General features: G+C 49.4%; 17 protein-coding genes and 4 pseudogenes. 18 read left to right on the top strand and 3 right to left on the bottom strand.

Annotated features, from left to right (window positions below; genetic code table 11):
* Nucleotides 1-28 precede the first annotated feature (28 nt).
* From XI25_RS36525 to XI25_RS23920, 9 genes and pseudogenes are all read left to right on the top strand, one after another.
* Nucleotides 29-604 carry a hypothetical protein gene (locus XI25_RS36525; protein ID WP_327204849.1) on the top strand — a complete coding sequence of 192 codons (576 nt, stop codon included), beginning with the start codon at nt 29-31 and terminating at the stop codon, nt 602-604.
* Nucleotides 558-950, top strand: coding sequence for a carbohydrate ABC transporter permease (locus XI25_RS36530; protein ID WP_327204850.1), 393 nt, complete (start codon nt 558-560; stop codon nt 948-950). Before XI25_RS36525 ends, XI25_RS36530 begins: the two co-directional genes overlap by 47 nt.
* 32 nt (nt 951-982) lie before the next feature.
* Nucleotides 983-2,272, top strand: coding sequence for a DUF4855 domain-containing protein (locus tag XI25_RS35915; protein WP_046680579.1), 1,290 nt, complete (start codon nt 983-985; stop codon nt 2,270-2,272).
* Nucleotides 2,238-2,396, top strand: a pseudogene (locus XI25_RS37020) (DUF4855 domain-containing protein); the annotation flags it as partial. The gene XI25_RS35915 and the pseudogene XI25_RS37020, both read left to right, overlap by 35 nt.
* Before the next feature lie 16 nt (nt 2,397-2,412).
* Nucleotides 2,413-2,565: a DUF4855 domain-containing protein gene (locus XI25_RS35920; protein WP_268794563.1), complete on the top strand. Its 153-nt coding sequence runs from the start codon at nt 2,413-2,415 to the stop codon at nt 2,563-2,565.
* A 62-nt stretch (nt 2,566-2,627) separates the two neighbouring features.
* Entirely contained in the window at nt 2,628-3,461 is an 834-nt protein-coding gene (locus XI25_RS33070) for a DUF4855 domain-containing protein (protein ID WP_052759735.1), read from the top strand.
* Complete coding sequence (locus XI25_RS33075) at nt 3,427-4,302, top strand: DUF4855 domain-containing protein (RefSeq protein ID WP_052759736.1); 876 nt, start codon at nt 3,427-3,429, stop codon at nt 4,300-4,302. The genes XI25_RS33070 and XI25_RS33075 overlap by 35 nt, the downstream gene beginning before the upstream one ends.
* Nucleotides 4,303-4,565: 263 nt before the next feature.
* Nucleotides 4,566-4,964: an SRPBCC family protein gene (locus tag XI25_RS23915; RefSeq protein WP_046680580.1), complete on the top strand. Its 399-nt coding sequence runs from the start codon at nt 4,566-4,568 to the stop codon at nt 4,962-4,964.
* A 3-nt stretch (nt 4,965-4,967) separates the two neighbouring features.
* On the top strand, nt 4,968-5,297 hold the full coding sequence (locus XI25_RS23920) for an ArsR/SmtB family transcription factor (RefSeq protein WP_046680581.1): 330 nt from the start codon (nt 4,968-4,970) through the stop codon (nt 5,295-5,297).
* A 157-nt stretch (nt 5,298-5,454) separates the two neighbouring features.
* Here the strand turns inward: XI25_RS23920 and XI25_RS23925 are convergent, their stop codons facing one another.
* Complete coding sequence (locus tag XI25_RS23925) at nt 5,455-6,240, bottom strand: TioE family transcriptional regulator (protein ID WP_046680582.1); 786 nt, start codon at nt 6,238-6,240, stop codon at nt 5,455-5,457.
* Between the two features lie 303 nt (nt 6,241-6,543).
* Here XI25_RS23925 and uvrA point away from each other — a divergent pair.
* Nucleotides 6,544-9,056, top strand: a pseudogene (gene uvrA, locus XI25_RS23930) (excinuclease ABC subunit UvrA).
* Nucleotides 9,057-9,303: 247 nt separating this feature from the next.
* Here uvrA and XI25_RS23935 read toward each other — a convergent pair.
* A complete protein-coding gene (locus XI25_RS23935; protein WP_046680583.1) occupies nt 9,304-9,858 on the bottom strand; it encodes a helix-turn-helix domain-containing protein in 555 nt (184 codons plus the stop codon).
* A gap of 117 nt (nt 9,859-9,975) precedes the next feature.
* On the opposite strand from XI25_RS23935, the pseudogene XI25_RS23940 reads away from it, so the two are divergent.
* The 8 genes and pseudogenes from XI25_RS23940 (at nt 9,976) to XI25_RS23975 (ending at nt 16,018) form a co-directional block, all read left to right on the top strand.
* A pseudogene (locus tag XI25_RS23940) lies at nt 9,976-10,561 on the top strand (LysE family transporter).
* A gap of 314 nt (nt 10,562-10,875) precedes the next feature.
* Nucleotides 10,876-11,307, top strand: coding sequence for a hypothetical protein (locus tag XI25_RS23945; RefSeq protein WP_082112484.1), 432 nt, complete (start codon nt 10,876-10,878; stop codon nt 11,305-11,307).
* Between the two features lie 257 nt (nt 11,308-11,564).
* Entirely contained in the window at nt 11,565-12,068 is a 504-nt protein-coding gene (locus tag XI25_RS23950; RefSeq protein ID WP_046680584.1) for an RNA polymerase sigma factor, read from the top strand.
* Nucleotide 12,069: 1 nt separating this feature from the next.
* Nucleotides 12,070-12,933: pseudogene (locus XI25_RS37025) on the top strand (RsiV family protein).
* 218 nt (nt 12,934-13,151) lie between these two features.
* Nucleotides 13,152-14,144 (top strand): acyltransferase family protein, encoded by a 993-nt coding sequence (locus XI25_RS23960; protein ID WP_052759737.1) that lies wholly within the window; start codon nt 13,152-13,154, stop codon nt 14,142-14,144.
* 7 nt (nt 14,145-14,151) lie between these two features.
* Nucleotides 14,152-14,310 (top strand): hypothetical protein, encoded by a 159-nt coding sequence (locus tag XI25_RS33805; protein WP_200901477.1) that lies wholly within the window; start codon nt 14,152-14,154, stop codon nt 14,308-14,310.
* A 511-nt stretch (nt 14,311-14,821) separates the two neighbouring features.
* Nucleotides 14,822-15,232, top strand: coding sequence for a DUF1801 domain-containing protein (locus XI25_RS23970; RefSeq protein ID WP_052759748.1), 411 nt, complete (start codon nt 14,822-14,824; stop codon nt 15,230-15,232).
* A 150-nt stretch (nt 15,233-15,382) separates the two neighbouring features.
* Nucleotides 15,383-16,018, top strand: a complete 636-nt coding sequence (locus XI25_RS23975; protein ID WP_046680638.1) for a pyridoxamine 5'-phosphate oxidase family protein — start codon at nt 15,383-15,385, stop codon at nt 16,016-16,018.
* Nucleotides 16,019-16,170: 152 nt separating this feature from the next.
* On the opposite strand, the gene XI25_RS23980 is transcribed toward XI25_RS23975, so the two are convergent.
* Nucleotides 16,171-17,325: a serine hydrolase domain-containing protein gene (locus XI25_RS23980; protein ID WP_046680587.1), complete on the bottom strand. Its 1,155-nt coding sequence runs from the start codon at nt 17,323-17,325 to the stop codon at nt 16,171-16,173.
* Between the last annotated feature and the right edge of the window lie 53 nt (nt 17,326-17,378).

The raw sequence follows: 17,378 nt of genomic DNA on the forward strand, positions 1-17,378 counted from the left end.
GGGACCCCGGAATGCAAGGAGGTTGCACATGTCCGCACTGAAAGTTGCAAGGATAAAGGCATGGTCATGGAAGGTGTTTCGCGCTGTCCTGCTTACGGGAATCGGTTATGTTATCCTGTATCCGATCCTGTTGAAAGTTTCGCTTGGGCTGCGGGGGAAGGAAGACATTTATGATCAAACGATCATTTGGTTTCCAAAGCACGCGACACTCGACAACATGTGGTTTGTCATCGAGAAGATGAAATATTGGGATGCGCTGCTCAACACGATTGGCATATCGGCCATGGCCGCGCTCCTGCAAACGGCTTCGTGCGCGCTGGCCGGGTACGGCTTTGCCCGCTTGAAATATAAGGGCCAGGGCATCCTGTTTTTTCTCGTCATTTTCACGATCATCGTTCCGCCTCAAACGGTCATGATCCCCACGTATTTGCACTTCCGGTATTTTGACCTCTTCGGTCTAGTGGAGCTTGTAACCGGCAGACCGGGGGTCAACCTGCTGGACAGCAAGTGGCCGTTCATCCTGTCATCCATTACGGCTACAGGACTAAAAAAACGGATTGTACATTTATATCTTCCGGCAGTTTTTCCGATCGCTTCCGAATGAGCTTGAAGAAGCCGCCCTGGTGGACGGAGCAGGGGTATTCAAGACATTTTACCGGGTGATGCTGCCCAATGCGCTCCCCGCCATCGTTACCGTTGTGCTGTTCTCATTCGTCTGGCAGTACAATGATTCGTTCTATGTGTCCATGTATCTGACCGAAACCAAAGTCTTATCGATGCAGCTTGCGGCTTTGCCGGGTCTGCTTGCCGGAAATTCCCCGGATTATATGCTGACCTCGATTCGCTTGAACGCCGGAACGGTGCTGGTGATCATCCCCATCGTCATTTTCTACTTGCTGCTGCAGAAGCATTTCGTCGAAAGCGTGGAGCGGTCCGGCATCGTCGGTTAATCAACGGCTTGAACAGGAGGTAATTGTAATTTATGAAAACGAACATCAACGCGAACATGCGAAACTTGGCTGCTGGCCTGCCTTACCGTATTGAGTCGCTCGCAGGCATCGAAGTGGATCCCGATTGCCGGTTGACCGATGGCCGCAAGGCCAATCCCGCCATCGGCGATCCGGGCTGGGTCCGTTTTTCGGGAGGTGCCACACGCGGCATTGTGTTTGATTTTGCGGCCGAAAAATCGATCGGAAGCGTAAGCGCGCGTTTTTTGCAGCATACGGAGCATAAGGTTTTCTTCCCTTGCACCGTTTCCGTGTACGCTTCAAACGACGGGGAGAAGTGGGGGCTTGTCGCCCATATCCCATCGAAAACCCCGCTGTGGGAGCCCGGGCCTCCAAAAGAAGAGGTCTACACATGGGATGGCTCGAAAAACCGTTTGGGGAACGGAGAAGACGCACCGAAAATGGTCTTCGCCCGTTATATCAAACTGACTTTTACCGCCGATCTGAACATTATGCTGGACGGGATCGAGATATGGGGAGTGGATGAGCGGACCCCTCAATCAGGCGAAGGGTTCCAAGTAAATTCTGCCTATCTGCCTCCCGGCCCGCATACCGGCGGCATCGAAAATTTGATGCTGCTGTACAACGGCTGGTATGAAGAAGGCAAGGGAAAATGGACCAAAGAGAACATCATTCCGTACATCGGCTATGTCGATGAAAGTGGAGAGCCGCAAGACCGGATGTTTGACGGCATTCTGTACCTGGGCCTGATCGCTCCGTCCGGGTTGAGCTACGAAACGGGCACGGCGAAGATCGTTCCCGAATGGAGCTGGTATCTGGATAAAACATTCGGTCAGGACGGCGACATGGCTGCATTGAACGAAGCGGCACGGGAAGTCGGGCGCAAGCTGAACAACCGGGAGTTTAAGGTGAAGACCGTGCTGATGATCCCGAATCCCGGCGAGCTGTCCGCCGTTTATTCGGTGGTAGAAGGAGAACTGACTTCACAAGCAGCGGAGCATTTAAACGAAGAGACGGAACTCGCAAACAAAAAGCTGCTGGTGGACTGGTACATGGATCAAGCGATGTCGAGATGGAAGGAGGGGCATTATGAACATCTGGAATTGACCGGAATGTACTGGCTCAGCGAAGGAATCAGTTACACGATCGGGCATGAAGAAGAGTTTATCCGTTATATGGGCGGCGTCGTTCACGAGCGGGGGCTCAAATTTTTCTGGATTCCGTTCTTTTACGGCAACCGCGCTTTCGATTGGAAACGGCTCGGATTCGATGCCGCCGTGCTTCAGCCGAACCACTTTTTTTAACGATACGAAGGAGGTGAGGATTCAGGACGCTGCCGAACTGGCGAAACTTTACGGAATGGGGGTGGAAATGGAGTGCGATGAGCGGATGAACCGCGATCCTGCCATGCGGCAGAAGTATAAGGATTATTTGAACGGGGGGGGTGGATCATGGATATATGAAGGACGCCTTCAAAGCTTATTACCAGGGCAACGCGGCGCTGTTGGACAGCGCTCGAAGCAAAGATCCGGGAGTGCGCCAGCTGTATGACTGGATGTATCAATTCATAAAGGGAACGTATGAGAAGCAGCTTTAAGCACCAAGGCAAAAAAAAGCCGGTAGGATCCATCAAAATACGGTATGCGGAGGTTGAAGGAAATGGGGAGAATTTGGAATAAGGGACTCAAATTGCTGCTTGGGCTTGCTGCCGTCACGCTGGTCACGAACATGCCCGTCGTTCAGGCTGGCCAGGACGAGCCGGAGCCCCGGAATTTGGTCTCGGGACTAAGCTATACGATGTCGGAGAGCCCTTACGAAGATTACCCCGATTCTGATCGGGAATTAACGGACGGCATTTATGATAAGAGCCTTACCTTTTCCGATCCCGCCTGGCAAGGCCATCTGAGAGGAAAAACGAGAGAGGTGATCTTTGATCTGGGAGAGTTGAAATCCATCGGCGGGATCAAGACGCATTTCATGCAGCATTCGGAATTCGGCATTTTTTACCCCAATACCGTATCGATGTACGTTTCGACGGATGGCGAGAAATGGGGGACGCTCGCCCATGTCAATACGAAGCTTCCGATCTGGGAGCAGGGACCGGCTACCGAGCAGTATTACAATTGGGATGGCGTTACCGACGGGGTACCGTCCAAAGGACATCCCAAGGCCACCATGGCGCAGGCCCGGTACGTGAAAGTGACCTTCGTCGTGGGGACCTTTGTTTTCCTTGACGAAATCGAAGTATGGGGCGTTGACGGCAAAGCCAAAGGATCGGCCCCCATACCGGTCGACGAGCCTGCATACGCGGAGGCCGGCAAAGCCAGCGGCGGCATTGACAATCTGATGCTGCTTTACAACGGCTGGTATGAAAAAGGCCAAGGGGATTGGACGAAGGAGAACATCATCCCGTACATCAGTTATGTGAATGAACAGGGCGAGCCGCAGGATTGGTTGTATGACGGCGTTTTTGTATTTGGGCTTAACGAGTAAGGACGGGCATAGCAATTTCGGCCTGGGGACAGCCCATCTGGCGGATTGGCAATGGTACTTGGACAAAACATTCGCGCCTGGAGGCGATCTGCATCAATTGAACGAAGCCACGAAGGAGGCGGGCGTGAAGCTAGGGGACCCTAAGCATAAAACCAAGGTCGTATTGATGATTCCTCATCCCGGCAAAGACCTTAGCGATTTCGGCGACGTGGACGGAGACGGCGTGTCCGAAAACATGGTTTCCGGCGAAGTGGGCGACGAAGCGGCATTAACCAACCGCAAGAAGGCCGTGAACTGGTACATGAATGAACTTCGTGCACGTTGGAATGCATCCGATTTTCCTCGCCTGGAGCTGACGGGAATGTATTGGCTGGCTGAGCATGCAGGGGATGGTTACGATAAGCAGTTAATCCGCTACGCAAGCGATCTTGTCCACGATGAGAAAAAGCATTTCTTCTGGATTCCCAACTTCTTCGGGAACCAAAACTACGCCTGGGAGGAATTGGGCTTCGATATCGCTGCCCTGCAGCCCAACCATTTCTTTGACGAATCGCCGATCGAACGGCTGGAAACGGCTGCAGATTTGTCCAAAACATATCACATGGGCGTCGAGATGGAGTTTGACGAACGAATGAACCAGGATCCCGCTTTTCGTAAGAGGTACATCGAGTACTTGAATGGCGGCATCGATTACGGTTACATGAGGGGAGCTTTTAAAGCCTATTACCAAGGCAACACGGGGCTGCTGGACAGCGCTAGAAGCGAAGATCCGGCGGTGAGGCAGCTTTACGATTGGATGTATCAATTCATAAAAGGGACTTATGTGAAGCAGACTCCATAACCGTCTCGGGAGGTCTATCTCACAAGCAGGCATTGTCAACATGGAAATAGCAAACCGGCCAAGGTCATTTCTTGGCCGGTTAGTTTTTTTGGATGCCGGCGACTTTTTGATTCATCTGCGAGAAGGTTCAGGCTTCGTCATTTGTTCGGGCGTATCTATCCTAACACCGGGGCATCCTAAAGATATACATTTGACATGACACTTTAAGGTGTTATATTGTTGAATAACACCTTTAGGTGTTACAAAGAAATGGAGGTTTTAGAATGGAACCCAAAGAAACGCTGCAGGAGGTTCGTCAGACCATTGTCGTGAAAGCCCCGATCGATAAAGTGTGGAAAGCCGTATCTACCTCGGAAGGAATTGCAGCATGGTGGATGCCGAACGATCTGAAGCCCGTCCTCGGACAGAAATTTACGCTATTCACCGGCCAATACGGCGATTCGCCATGTCAGGTGACGGAGCTCGACCCTCCTTACCGGCTTGGTTTTGACTGGGATGAGGATTGGCATGTCGTGTTTGAATTGAAAGAGATGGGAGAAGAAACGGAATTCACGGTCATCCATTCCGGATGGAAGACGGAGAAACATTCCAAAATCCGCGGAATCATGGAGCAGGGCTGGGCCCAAATTACGGTAAGGCTCGCATCATATATCGAGGATTGATAAGTGACTCCTGCAGAATCCAGTCCCGACGTATTCCAGGCGATCGCCGATCCGACCCGGCGTCGGATTCTTGCAGTGGTTGCCGACAAGGAAATGTCGATTGCTGCCATTGCGGAATGTTTTCCGTTGAGCCGAACCGCGATTAACAAGCATCTGCATGTCCTTGCAGAGACGGGGCTTGTCACCAGAAACAAAGTAGGACGCGAAACCCGCTATAAGCTTCGGCCGGACCCGTTATTCGAACTGGATCAATGGCTGTCCTTTTTCGAGAAATATTGGTCGCATAAGCTGTCCGCCCTGGCGGAATACGTGGAATCGGACGACGCTGAATGATCCGTCTGCGATGAGTTCTCCAAACACAACTATCTTGAAACGAGACCCGTCCCGATTATGGATTTCATCCCGAGACGGGTCTTAAGTTTCGGACGGCAGCTGATTGAGCCTATTGGACTTCGAGGAAATTCAGCCGTAAAAACATAAAAACAGGTCATTAAATCACTAAAGATCGGGAGCGGCTCGCTCCGTTTTTTTTGTCATGCTCATAACATAAACTTCCGATATACATCCCCGGATCGATATGACCGACCTCTATACATAGCTCAACCAGTTGATGAACGCCATAGAACTGCTTACGGTTGCGGTCATGGATGCTTGACAGAGCCTCCAGCGTAACCTTTTTCGCCTTTTCGATGCTTTGATGCTCTACGGCCCGTACGATTTCTTTCATATTTTCCAAAAAATAAACGGTCTTTCGCAATGTGCGTATGAGCAAAATTTGCCTGACGTGCATGGGGGTAAACAACCTATATCCATTCTCGGAATCACGTTCCGGCGCAATGAGGCCTTCCTTTTCCCAGTGCCGGATGGCGGAGGCTTGCACATCGGTAAGATCGGCAACTTCTCCAATCGTCATGCGGTTTTTCAGCCTTTTATTCGGGATCAGCGGTAACTCCGGTTGCTGGAGCAAAGCAAGAGTCTGATCGGCAACGATTTTTTCCTGATGCAAACGCGCCTGCTCTTGATTTACAAGCCAGAAGGCTCCGTTCATGTCGCCCTTTTGAATCAAGCGGAGGACTTCACAAGTAATTCCGACGCCAAATCCGGAGAACATGGCCCGAAGGCAGCGGAAATAAGCCAAATGGACCTTGGTATAAAGGCGGTAACCGTTCTCTGAACGCTCGGGTGCGGGGATAACTTCCCAAGATTCGTAATGACGCAGAGCGCTTGTACTAATATGCAGTTCCCTGGCAATTTCGATCGGCTTGTAATATCGCAAATCCCATCCCTCCTCCTGAATTAGATTTTTACTATATCAAAGGCTTTTTCGCAAAGCAAACACTGCATAAAAACCTTCAAGAAACGTGATAGACTTTTTTTAATTATCTATGCTGTAATTGGAACCTAAAAATATTAAACCTTCTCATTTGCATGAGTGTTATAAAATATTTGGTGCAAGCCGAAAATTCCGATCAACGGCACGGCTGGACAGGGGCTAATCCTTCCGGTGTTCGCACTCGCTGAAGTTTCGGATTTAACGTCGGAAAGCAAACTAATGTCATGAAAAACGGGAGGATTGTGGATGAACCATAACGTAATTGAAATCCGGGGGGCCCGGGAGAACAATTTGAAAAATGTAACGCTCCGCATCCCGAAGCACAAGCTGGTCGTTCTGACCGGCCCTTCGGGCTCGGGCAAATCGACGCTGGCGCTGGACACGCTCCAGCGCGAGTGCCAGCGGCAGTACATGGAATCGATGGGGATGACCTCGGATACCCTTGCCAAGCCGAAGGTGGATTCCATCGTCGGATTGTCTCCTTCGATCAGCGTGGGACAGCATGTCACCAACCGGAATCCGCGGTCCACGGTTGGTACGGTCACGGATATTCATACGTACCTTCGGGTGATTTACGAGAAGCTGGGAGAGCGTGACTGCCCGCGCTGCGGCCGGCGTTTTTGTGCCCGGACCGGACACGGAGGTTGCCGGAGCGACCACCCCGAATGACGGTGAGGACGACCGGAGAGATTCCGTTCGCTGTCCTCACTGCGATGGATGGATGCCGCGTTTGACGCGAAGGCATTTCTCCTATAACACGCCTGAAGGTGCTTGCGATACCTGCGCCGGTCTCGGACATACGGTTACGCTGAATCAGGGCGCCGTATTCGACGAAGAACGAAGCCTGCTCGAAGGCTGCGTCACGATATGGCATGACATGCTCAACAAGTACAACGCGTCGATCCTGAAAGCGGCGGCGAAACATTACGGAATCGATTTTGATCCCGACCGACCGCTCAAGCATTATGATGCCATTCAGCGGAGTCTCCTGCTATACGGAGTGGAAAACGAGGAATTTTCCGCGTATTTTCCCGGGGTAAAACCGCCGAAATCGGTAACGGGAGGCAAATTCGAGGGTGTCGTGACCGGCATTTGGAGGCGTTATAAGGAGAAAGGAAGCGAATCGGGCGAGGCGGCACTCTTTCAGGAGCATACTTGCGAGTCATGCGGCGGTGCCAGGCTGAAGGAGGAAATCCGCAGCGTGACGGTCGGCGGCGCTTCCATTGCCGACATTTCCGGATGGGCGCTGCAGGATGCTTTCCTTTGGCTGGAGAGGCTGATGGGGGAGCTTCAACCGGAAGCGAAGGAGCAGGTCGAGACATTGCTGCATGATTTGACCGTTCGAATGAAACGAATCGTCGACGTCGGGCTAGGCTACCTGTCCCTGAGCCGTCAGTCGGTTACGCTCTCCGGCGGAGAGGCACAGCGGCTCCGGCTTGCTTCCATTCTCGGCTCGGGACTTACCGGCGTGCTGTATATCCTCGACGAACCGACAGCCGGCCTGCATCCGCGCGATACCGCCGGGCTGATTCACGTCTTGAAGCAGCTGCGGGATATGGGAAATACGGTTTTGGTCATCGAGCATGACGTTGAGATGATGCGCGCCGCGGATCATGTAATCGATATGGGGCCCGGCGCGGGCATCTTCGGCGGGCGCATTGTCGGCGAAGGAACGCTTCCGGAGCTGATGGACAGTCCGGAATCGGTCACGGGCGCTTTTCTGCGGGAGGCGGCTACAGGCGGCAGGCCAAAGGAACGGCGACCGGGGAACGGTCGGTTTCTGAACGTTCGAGACGCTTACGAACGAAACCTGAAACATATCGATGCGGCATTTCCGCTGGGCTGCCTGGTTGCCGTCACTGGGGTTTCCGGCTCCGGCAAGTCCACGCTGCTGTTTGACCTCGTGGGCGCAGGCGGACACGACGATCTGCAGCGGCATGGCTGCGGAAGCCTGACCGGCTTCAATGCCGTCGACAACATCGTGACGGTCGACCAGTCGCCGATCGCCCGCATGAGCCGCTCGAATGTCGCAACCTATTCCGACGTCTTTACGGCCATGCGGAATCTTTACGCCGGTTTGCCGGAAGCGAAACGGGCCGGACTGACCCCGAAGCATTTCTCGTTCAATACGCCGGGCGGGCGCTGCGAACATTGCCAGGGGCTTGGAGCCGTGCCGATGGACATGTTTTTCCTGCCCGGTCTCGAGGTTCGATGTCCGGTTTGCCGGGGTAAACGGTTCAAAGAAGAGGTGCTGCGCGTCACTTATAACGGGCTGTCGATATCAGACTTGCTTGATTTGACCATCGAGGAGAGTCTGCCGCTGCTCCAGGGCCAGCCCAAAATGGCCGCTCCAATCGCTTTGCTGGCCGAGGTGGGGCTGGGCTATCTCCATTGGGGACAATCGGTCCGTACGCTGTCCGGCGGGGAGGGACAGCGGCTCCGCCTGGCCAAGGAGCTGAGCGGAAAATCGAAACGGCACACCCTGTATTTGCTGGATGAACCGTCAACCGGACTCCATCCGCGTGACACGAGGCAGCTGCTGGTGCTGCTGAACAGGCTGGTGGATGCCGGCAATACCGTCATCGTCGTGGAGCATAATCTCGATGTCATCCGTGAATGCGATTGGGTGGTCGACATCGGCCCCGAAGGCGGCGATGCAGGCGGGGAAATCGTTGCGGTGGGCACCCCTGGAAGCCGTCGCGGCCGTCGAGGCTTCCCATACCGGCCGTTTCCTGCGGGAAGTGTTGTTGCAGGTTTAAATCAAAGGAGGTGTCCAAAAGTAGATTTTTCTACTGGAGGACCGTTTCCTTTTCTTTTACGCGCAAAAAATTCACGGACCGGGGCTAAACTTGCTTCGGTCCGTGACATTTATGAAGAGATAAGAAAGTATAAACAACATCAGAGGTTAGCCATCCTTATCTCGCAAGAAAAACTTCCGCTAAACGCGCTGTCTTCTGAGACAACGGCTTTTCGATTTTGCATCCGAAGTTTACGCTATCCGGCTTTTTAAGCCGGATAATATATCGTCATGCTTAAGCGGGTCATGGTTTCTCCCGAATTATGATACGAGTGGGGAACATCGGCCTTGAATCGGATCGAATCCCCGCTTGCTATCGTATAATCCGCGTCATTTACGCGAATCGTTAATTCCCCGTCGAAAACAGTGATAAATTCCTCGGTTCCTTCCAGGTGTGAATCCGAACTGACAAACCCGCCTTCGTCGATCTCAACCGAATACATTTCAAATCGGGCCTTCTCTTGGAAGGGAAAGTGGGGATACACCCTATATTTTCCGTTGTCTTCACGTATGGTTTGGATTTCGCTTCGTAAAACAACTTTTGTATCCGGCTGCGGATGATGGATGAGCGTAGTAAAAGAGATTTTTAAACCATTGGCTATTTTCCAAATCGTCGTGAGTGTCGGACTCGACTCTCCTCTTTCGATTTGGCCGATCATCGTTTTGCTGACTCCCGTTAATTCAGCGACTTTTTCCAAACTTAATTTCTTGCTTTCCCTGACGGCTTTTAGATTTTTAGCTAAAATATGATGAATTTCTTCCATAAAAAAACACCTCGACCCTGTGTACAATATAACGATCAAAAAATATACAATAAAACGTATTACGTTATATTGTTCTTTTTGGACATTATAACATACATTTGGAGAGAGGTGGCCGGTATGCCAGTTACATCATTTTTGCTGTATGTGTTTGTTACAAGCTTTACTCCGGGTCCCAACAATATCATGGCGATGCTGTTTGCCAACAAATTCGGTTTAAAAAGGACGCTCGGATTTTGTTGGGGCGTGAGTGCGGGTTTTTTTTATCATCATGCTGCTGTGCAGCTATTTTAATCTATTTCTCCACAATTTTATTCCGAAGATCGAATGGGGCATGAAGATCCTGGGTGCGGCCTATATGCTGTACCTGGCTTTCAAAATGCTCTCGAGCAGCAAAAATAACGGCCAAAACAAAGAAACGGACAAGAATAACCGTTTTATAACCGGGATGTTGTTACAATTTGTAAACCCGAAGGCGATTTTGTACGGGATTACCGTCGTAGCTACCTTTGTCATGCCTTATCACTCTTCAAACGCCAGCCTGATTTTGTATTCATTCTTTTTGGGGCTTGTCGGCTTCTTCAGTACCTTCAGCTGGAGCATGTTCGGTTCCGTTTTCCAAAAGTTTCTGTCGAGGCACAGAAGCGGGTTTAATCTCGTGATGGCCCTACTGCTGGTTTATAGCGCTATTTCGATATTCTGGTGACGGAAATTTTCTCTAAAGATCGAAATATCATGTTTGTCCCGCTGACTTCATGTACTTGGGAAACTTAAGATTTTTTATCTTAATGAAATAAAAATAGACTTTTTAGGGTACCTCGTACGTTATATAAGGCAAGCAAAATACAACTGGAGGTTTATAAAAATGAAGAAAACAAAAATGTAAAAGAAAAATTACTCTTTTGGGGGCAGGTGTCATTTGTGCAGCGGCAATCCTCACACCTCAAGTTTCGCTGGCAAAACAAGCAACCTCAGTTCCGCAAGCGGTAACGAAGCACACATGAAAAAACGTCACCCAAATTGGAAATTGGGCAAAAATTCAACGTACCCGAACTTAAATTAAAGAAAAATACGTATGTGCTTGATTATAAAATTTCTGATGTTCAGGGCGATTCTGTTGCTGACAAAGTAATACTGGTAGGCACAAAAGAAAAGATTGATGGGAAACTGGATGCGTATGCCAGCGACTTATCGATCATCGTGCAAGATGGAAAAACCAAGAAGTACCAGAAACATGCTTGGTTGATTAAAGACAAAGATGGTTCCTTGAGCGGGGAATTCGGAAGGGAACCAAGCTTGATTGTTGGCGACTATACGGGTGACAAAGTGGATGATATCATTGTTACGGCTCCTCAAGGAGGGAATGGGGGATTCGTAGATCATCTTGTCTTGTCATGGCAAGAAAATAAACTTAAGGTTGTTTTTGCGGATAATCAGGCCACTGTAAAATAATAAAAAGCATTAGTTCGTCTCAAATTTCGTAAATTATAATTATAACACCACAAAACTCGATTTCCCTAAATAGGGGCATCGAGTTTTTTTATTTTGAGCAGATGGCCCATAGGATTGAAAAGTCTAAGCAAAAAAAACTCAGCAATTCCGTTGCTGCGCAAGCTTTTGCTTTAACGTAAATAGACTTTTTGGGTACCTCGCACGTCTTATTTATGAGAGGCATGAGAATGATGCGCGCGTATCAAAGGAGAGTTTCTATGAATAACAAGTTAGACAAAAAACTTACTCGTTTTATTACGGAAAACAAGGAGGATTTGTATCTTTTTGCATTCAGTTATGTAAAGAATGCTGAAGACGCGTTGGATATTGTCCAGGACTCCATTCATAAGGCTTTGTTATCTTCAGGAACCTTAAAATCCGAAGGGTCGATGAAAAGCTGGTTTTACAGGATCGTAATGAATACCTCGCTCGATTTCCTAAGAAAACATAAGAGAATTCAACTTGTAGACGATCAGACGCTTGAATCGCACATCCCATCAAATGAAGATGTCTACCATGACATTGACCTGGAGAAGGCTTTGGACGAATTACCCTGTGCCTTTCGGACCGTTGTGATACTTAGATATTTTGAAGACATGAAGATTGAGGAAATTGCGGAAGTGCTTAACGAAAACATCAGTACCGTAAAATCAAGATTGTATAAGGCCCTTCGTAAACTTCGAATTCGAATGAACAACGAAACGTTGGAGGAGGTCAAGTAAAATGAATGAACAGTTGGAACAATTGAAACGAAATTACAAGAATGTGCCCATCCCTGATGAATTGGATTTTGTCGTGAAGAAAGCTCTAAAGCAGAAAAAGAAAAAAACATTCGAACATAATGAAAAGTCTTGCTGCCGTCGGGGCAGCCGCTATTCTGTTTATAACAGGGATTAATACTAGTCCTGCCTTTGCAAAAGCTTTAACAGAAGTTCCCGTGGTTGGCTCGCTTGTCAAGGTACTAACTTTTATAGAATTTAAAGTAGATGACGGAACTGCCAAGGCCAATATCAAAGTTCCTGCCATTACGAACATGGAAAATAAAACGCTGGAAGCCGCCCTAAATGACAAATACCTTGAGGAAAATAAAAAGCTGTATAACGGTTTTAAAGAAGAAATGGAGGAATTAAAGAAAAAATGGCGGAGGGCATGTAGGCGTTAAAAAGCGATTATGTTATCAAAACCGATAATGAACAGATCCTTGTTGTGGGCAGATATGTTGTTAATACGGTAGGCTCATCCTCGACAACCTTTAAATACGACACGGTTGACAAGAAAAACCAACTATTAATTACCCTACCGAGTTTATTTCAAGATGATAGCTATATCAGTCTGATCAGCGAAAATATTAAGGAACAGATGAGACAGCAGATGAAGGAAGACCCCGATAAGACTTATTGGTTAGACGATGAATTTGGTTTTGAAACCATTGCTAAAGATCAGTCCTTCTATATAAACAATGAAGGAAAACTTGTCATCTCCTTTGATAAATACGAAGTCGCTCCGGGGTATATGGGCGTGGCGGAATTTGTTATACCGACCGATGTGATTGCAGATGCACTAGTTAGTAATGAATATATAAAATAAAAATCGAAATCGAGCAGAAGGCGTACGAAAATCGGGCCGAGGGTATCGTATGATTGCTATGTTTACTTTCGGTCCGACGTACATGTTTCGGATTCGTCGTACAAGTTTTTCAATGAGTCAACCGCCGGGCTATGTTGAAAACCTTATCGAGATTGAAAGGGCAGAATACAGATGTATAGCATAGGGTTTATTACGGTACGGATACGAGAGCGTTTGCCTTGCTCATTGGCGCGGCGCTCGCCATGGTTTGGCCGAGCTGCCAGCTTACTGTAAAGGCTGCGCCGCGAGCACGCCTGATTCTTGATTGCATCGGGGGAGCGGCTCTGATGACGATTGTCGTCATGATCGGGCTTACCGATCAGTACGATAGCTTTCTTTACCGGGGCGGATTCGTGCTTTTATCCGTCGTCACGGCTGTAGTCGTAGCGGTTCTCGCCCATCCCGTAAGCCGGTTGGGCAAAGCGTTGGGTTGGAGACCCCTGCGGTGGCTTGGCGTTCGTTCTTACGGCATCTATCTATGGCATTATCCGGTTATTATACTAACTCGTCCTGAAGTAAACACGGGGGAGACCAGTATTATACGTAGCATATTACAGGTTGGAATTAGCATTGTGCTCGCCGCATTATCGTGGCGGTTTATCGAGGAGCCCATTCGAAACGGCGGGTTCGGGAACGCATGGAGGCAGGTCCAGAGGTGGGGATCCATGCCGATCCTTGGTAGAATTGCTTCCGTATGCATGATGCTCGTACTGACGATTTGCGTTATCGGCATGACTAGTTTTGCATCCGATACGAAACCAGGCTCGGATTCGCATGAACGCAGCGACCTCCAAACAGACAGGACAATACCTCCAGGGAACATACTGAAACCAAACGGCTCGAAACAGCCATATGGGACTCTAAAGCCGGATGCGGGACGGGGAGTGACCGCGATTGGCGACTCGGTCATGCTCGATATTACCCCTTATCTACAAGAGCATCTCCCCGGTATTACGATCGACGGCAAGGTGGGCCGACAGATGTCCCAGGCAAGGGACGTTATTGATCAGCATAAGTCGAAGGGGAAGTTAGGTGACGTTGTCATCATCGCACTCGGCACGAATGGTACGTTCTCGGAGAAGACAATCTTTACGCTTCTGGATTCGCTAGAAAACGTTCAGCATTCTGCTCGTAAACATTCGCGTGCCGCGTCCGTGGGAACACGATGTTAACTCGACCTTGGAGGAGACAGCGAAGCAGTTCTCCAACGTGAAGCTTGTCGATTGGTACATGGTTAGCGCCGGCAAAGACTCATATTTCTCAAGGGACGGCGTACATCTTTCCGAAGAAGGCGCGAAGGCATATGCTGCACTGGTGGCAGAGGCAATAAAGCCTTAACCAAGAACTCGGAGAAAACTTTTCTGTTAACTTAGTACACTAATTAGATGTGAGCTTCTGCCATGGATCATTAATACTAGCCGCGACTTTTTTGTCGTGCTCGCACTAATTTGAACATATTTTGGAACCTCATCACAGCAGCTATGGAGTTTGCAACACACTAAAAGGTGCCGAATTTTATTTTGACCTGAATGTTAGTCAGTTTGGATTCCATTGACTCTTAATTTTCATAGGAATAAGCTGCCCGTTTTCCAAAATTTTTTTGTCGAGGCACAGAAGCGGGTTTGATCTCATGATGGCTTTGTTATTGGTGTACAGTGCCATTTCGATCCTATGGTGACGGTAATCTTCTCTAACTATCATACTTTCATGTATAATATGGAAAATCACCTAAGAGGCTAACTGCGATATCGTACTGTTGGCCTCTTGTCGTTTTAAGGCAATGCGGATTTGAGATTAGGGATCCGGGTCGAGCACCGAACCCATGATAACGGAAAGCGAGGGATTCTTTATGGCAAAAGGGAAAGCCGATGCCCAAGAACAAGTGCAAGACTATATGAGCAGGCTCGAGCATCCTCTGAAAAAGGAGATTGAGGAGGTCAGAACCATCATCCGAAACGCTGATGGGCGGCTGACCGAACATATCAAGTGGAACGCTCCGAGTTATTGCATAGACGGCGAAGACCGCATCACTTTTAATCTGCAGGGCAAAGGGTTTTTCCGTCTTATTTTTCATCGGGGAGCCAAGGTTAAAGAAAGCGCGGACAAGGAACCTTTGTTTGAAGACTCCACGGGGTTGCTGGAATGGGTTGCCGGCGACAGGGGCATCGTCAAGTTGAAGGATATGGAAGACGTGAATGCCAAAAGAGATAAGCTTACGCAACTCATAACAAAATGGATCGAAGTAACGGGCCAAAGCTGAAGTGCTGAAGGCGGGGGCTCGAATGTTTTCGTTGAAAGCAGCCTGGATCAGATCATGAATAATCCGGACGCTGCCATCCACAGCAACCCGCACGAGTATATTTCATGGAAAAAAAGAATGCATACGAATCGTTACAACGAAGGAGGACCTATGAATAACGGACCATTTCAATCGATGATCACGAACGCGGATGAATTGACGGATCTGTACGGAAAACCGAGTCAACTGGTGAATGACAAAGTCATTCATCGGTTGGATGAACACTGCAGGGATTTTATCGCCAAGAGTCCGCTTTTGTACATAGCCACATCGGACGAATCCGGAAATTGCGACGTGTCTCCCCGGGGAGATCACCCGGGATTTGTGCGGGTGTTGGATGATAGGCATCTGGTTATACCGGAGCGGCCGGGCAATCGCCGGTTTGATTCGATGCAGAATATTTTGAGCAATCCGAAGATCGGGATCATATTTGTTATACCGGGCTTAAAAGAAACGCTTCGGATTAACGGCAGTGCCGTTATTATGAAAGATGAACCCATATTGGACCAGCTCCAAGTCCAGGGGAAAAAGCCTTGGTTCGGCATAGGGGTCAAAGCCGAAGAATGTTTCATCCACTGTGCCAAAGCATTTCTGCGTTCCCGGGTATGGGAGCCGGATTCCTGGCCGGCGCCGTCACGGCTTCCGAAGGTTTCGAAAATATTAGCGGATCACGCCAATCAAGAAAATTTTACGGAAGAAGCGGTCAGCCAAGCGTTAAAAGAAAGCTACGAAAAACGGCTGTATTGAGCCGAAAAGGAAAATTATTGCATCCTCAAGCAATTTTAAAGTTTTCTCATAAATAACCGGTATGCTCATACAGCAAAATGTTTAATGAAGAAAGGCCCCTTAACCTTCGATATCGTCGAAGGTTAAGGGGCCTTTGACATGCGGGGGATTCCCTAATCTACCAAATGCGCGAGTATCGCCCGATATGCCGTTACCGCCTCATCGTCATGCACGTTGAAGACGGTTGGATCTACGCCGGTCTTTACGATGACGGCGTTTTCCCGTCGATTGATGTAGATGTGCTGCCCGTAGATGCCGCGGGCCATCACCTCCGAGCCGTCGCTTCCGCGAGGCGTCCACCATTGATACTGATAACCGAAGAACTCATCGGCTTGTCCCGCCATGAGATCCTTCCGATCGGGAATGATCGATTCGTTCATCCACCGTTCCGATACGATGCGGCGCCCGTTCCAGGTTCCCTGATGCAGCACCAATCGGCCGATTTTCGCATAGTCCCGCAAGGCGGCGTTTACAAAGGTGAACGCAATCTCATTGCCGTGAAGGTCGGTGTTCCAGTACGCATCGTATTCCATGCCAAGCGGCTGCCACAGCTTTTCCTCCAAATAGGCGGAAGGCTTCTTTCCTGTCGTTCGCTCCAACAGCATGCATAATACCTGCGTATCGATGCTTTTATATTGGAATTGTCCCGGCGGCTGCAAGCGGGTCAGTTTCCGGACAAATTGCGTAATCGGCATGGCCGACTCCCCAAAGACGTCTTGCAAAAAGGTGTAAATCTCCGCATCGGGGTCTGCGTAATCCTCGTTGAAACGGACGCCGGAAGACATTTGCAGCACATCTTTTATTCTCGCGCCGTCATATCCGCTTCCGGCCAGCTCCGGCAAATAACGCGTTACCGGGTCTAACACATTTTCCATAGCCCCTTCGTCGAAAGCGATGCCCATCAAGAGGGAAACGATCGACTTGGCAACCGACATCGACATCGCGGTCGATTGCCGCCCATATCCGCTATAGTAACGCTCGGTTGCTATCGTGTCGTCCTTAATGACGAGCCATCCGGTGGCATGGACCTTGTCCATATATTGCTGGACGGTGGAAGTCTGACCGCCGTAGTTATAGCGGACAATGCCCAGATCCCGATCCTCCTCTGAGAACCGGAACTTATCCGACGGCGCGTGAATATCGCGTTTTGGCAAAATATGATCCATATGGCCGAAATTCCAGGCGATATGATCTTCATGAAGCAGCGTTTCCAGCTTGGCCAGATCGTGCTGAGGCGAGGCAGCCATCGTTTGCGTGTTTGTGCTCATGTATGTATTCAATCCTCCTGTTATTTTGCTAATGCAGGGACACTCTCATTATT

Origin of the sequence: Paenibacillus sp. DMB20 (genome assembly GCF_000987955.1) — a bacterium.
Lineage (GTDB): Bacteria > Bacillota > Bacilli > Paenibacillales > Paenibacillaceae > Paenibacillus_AQ.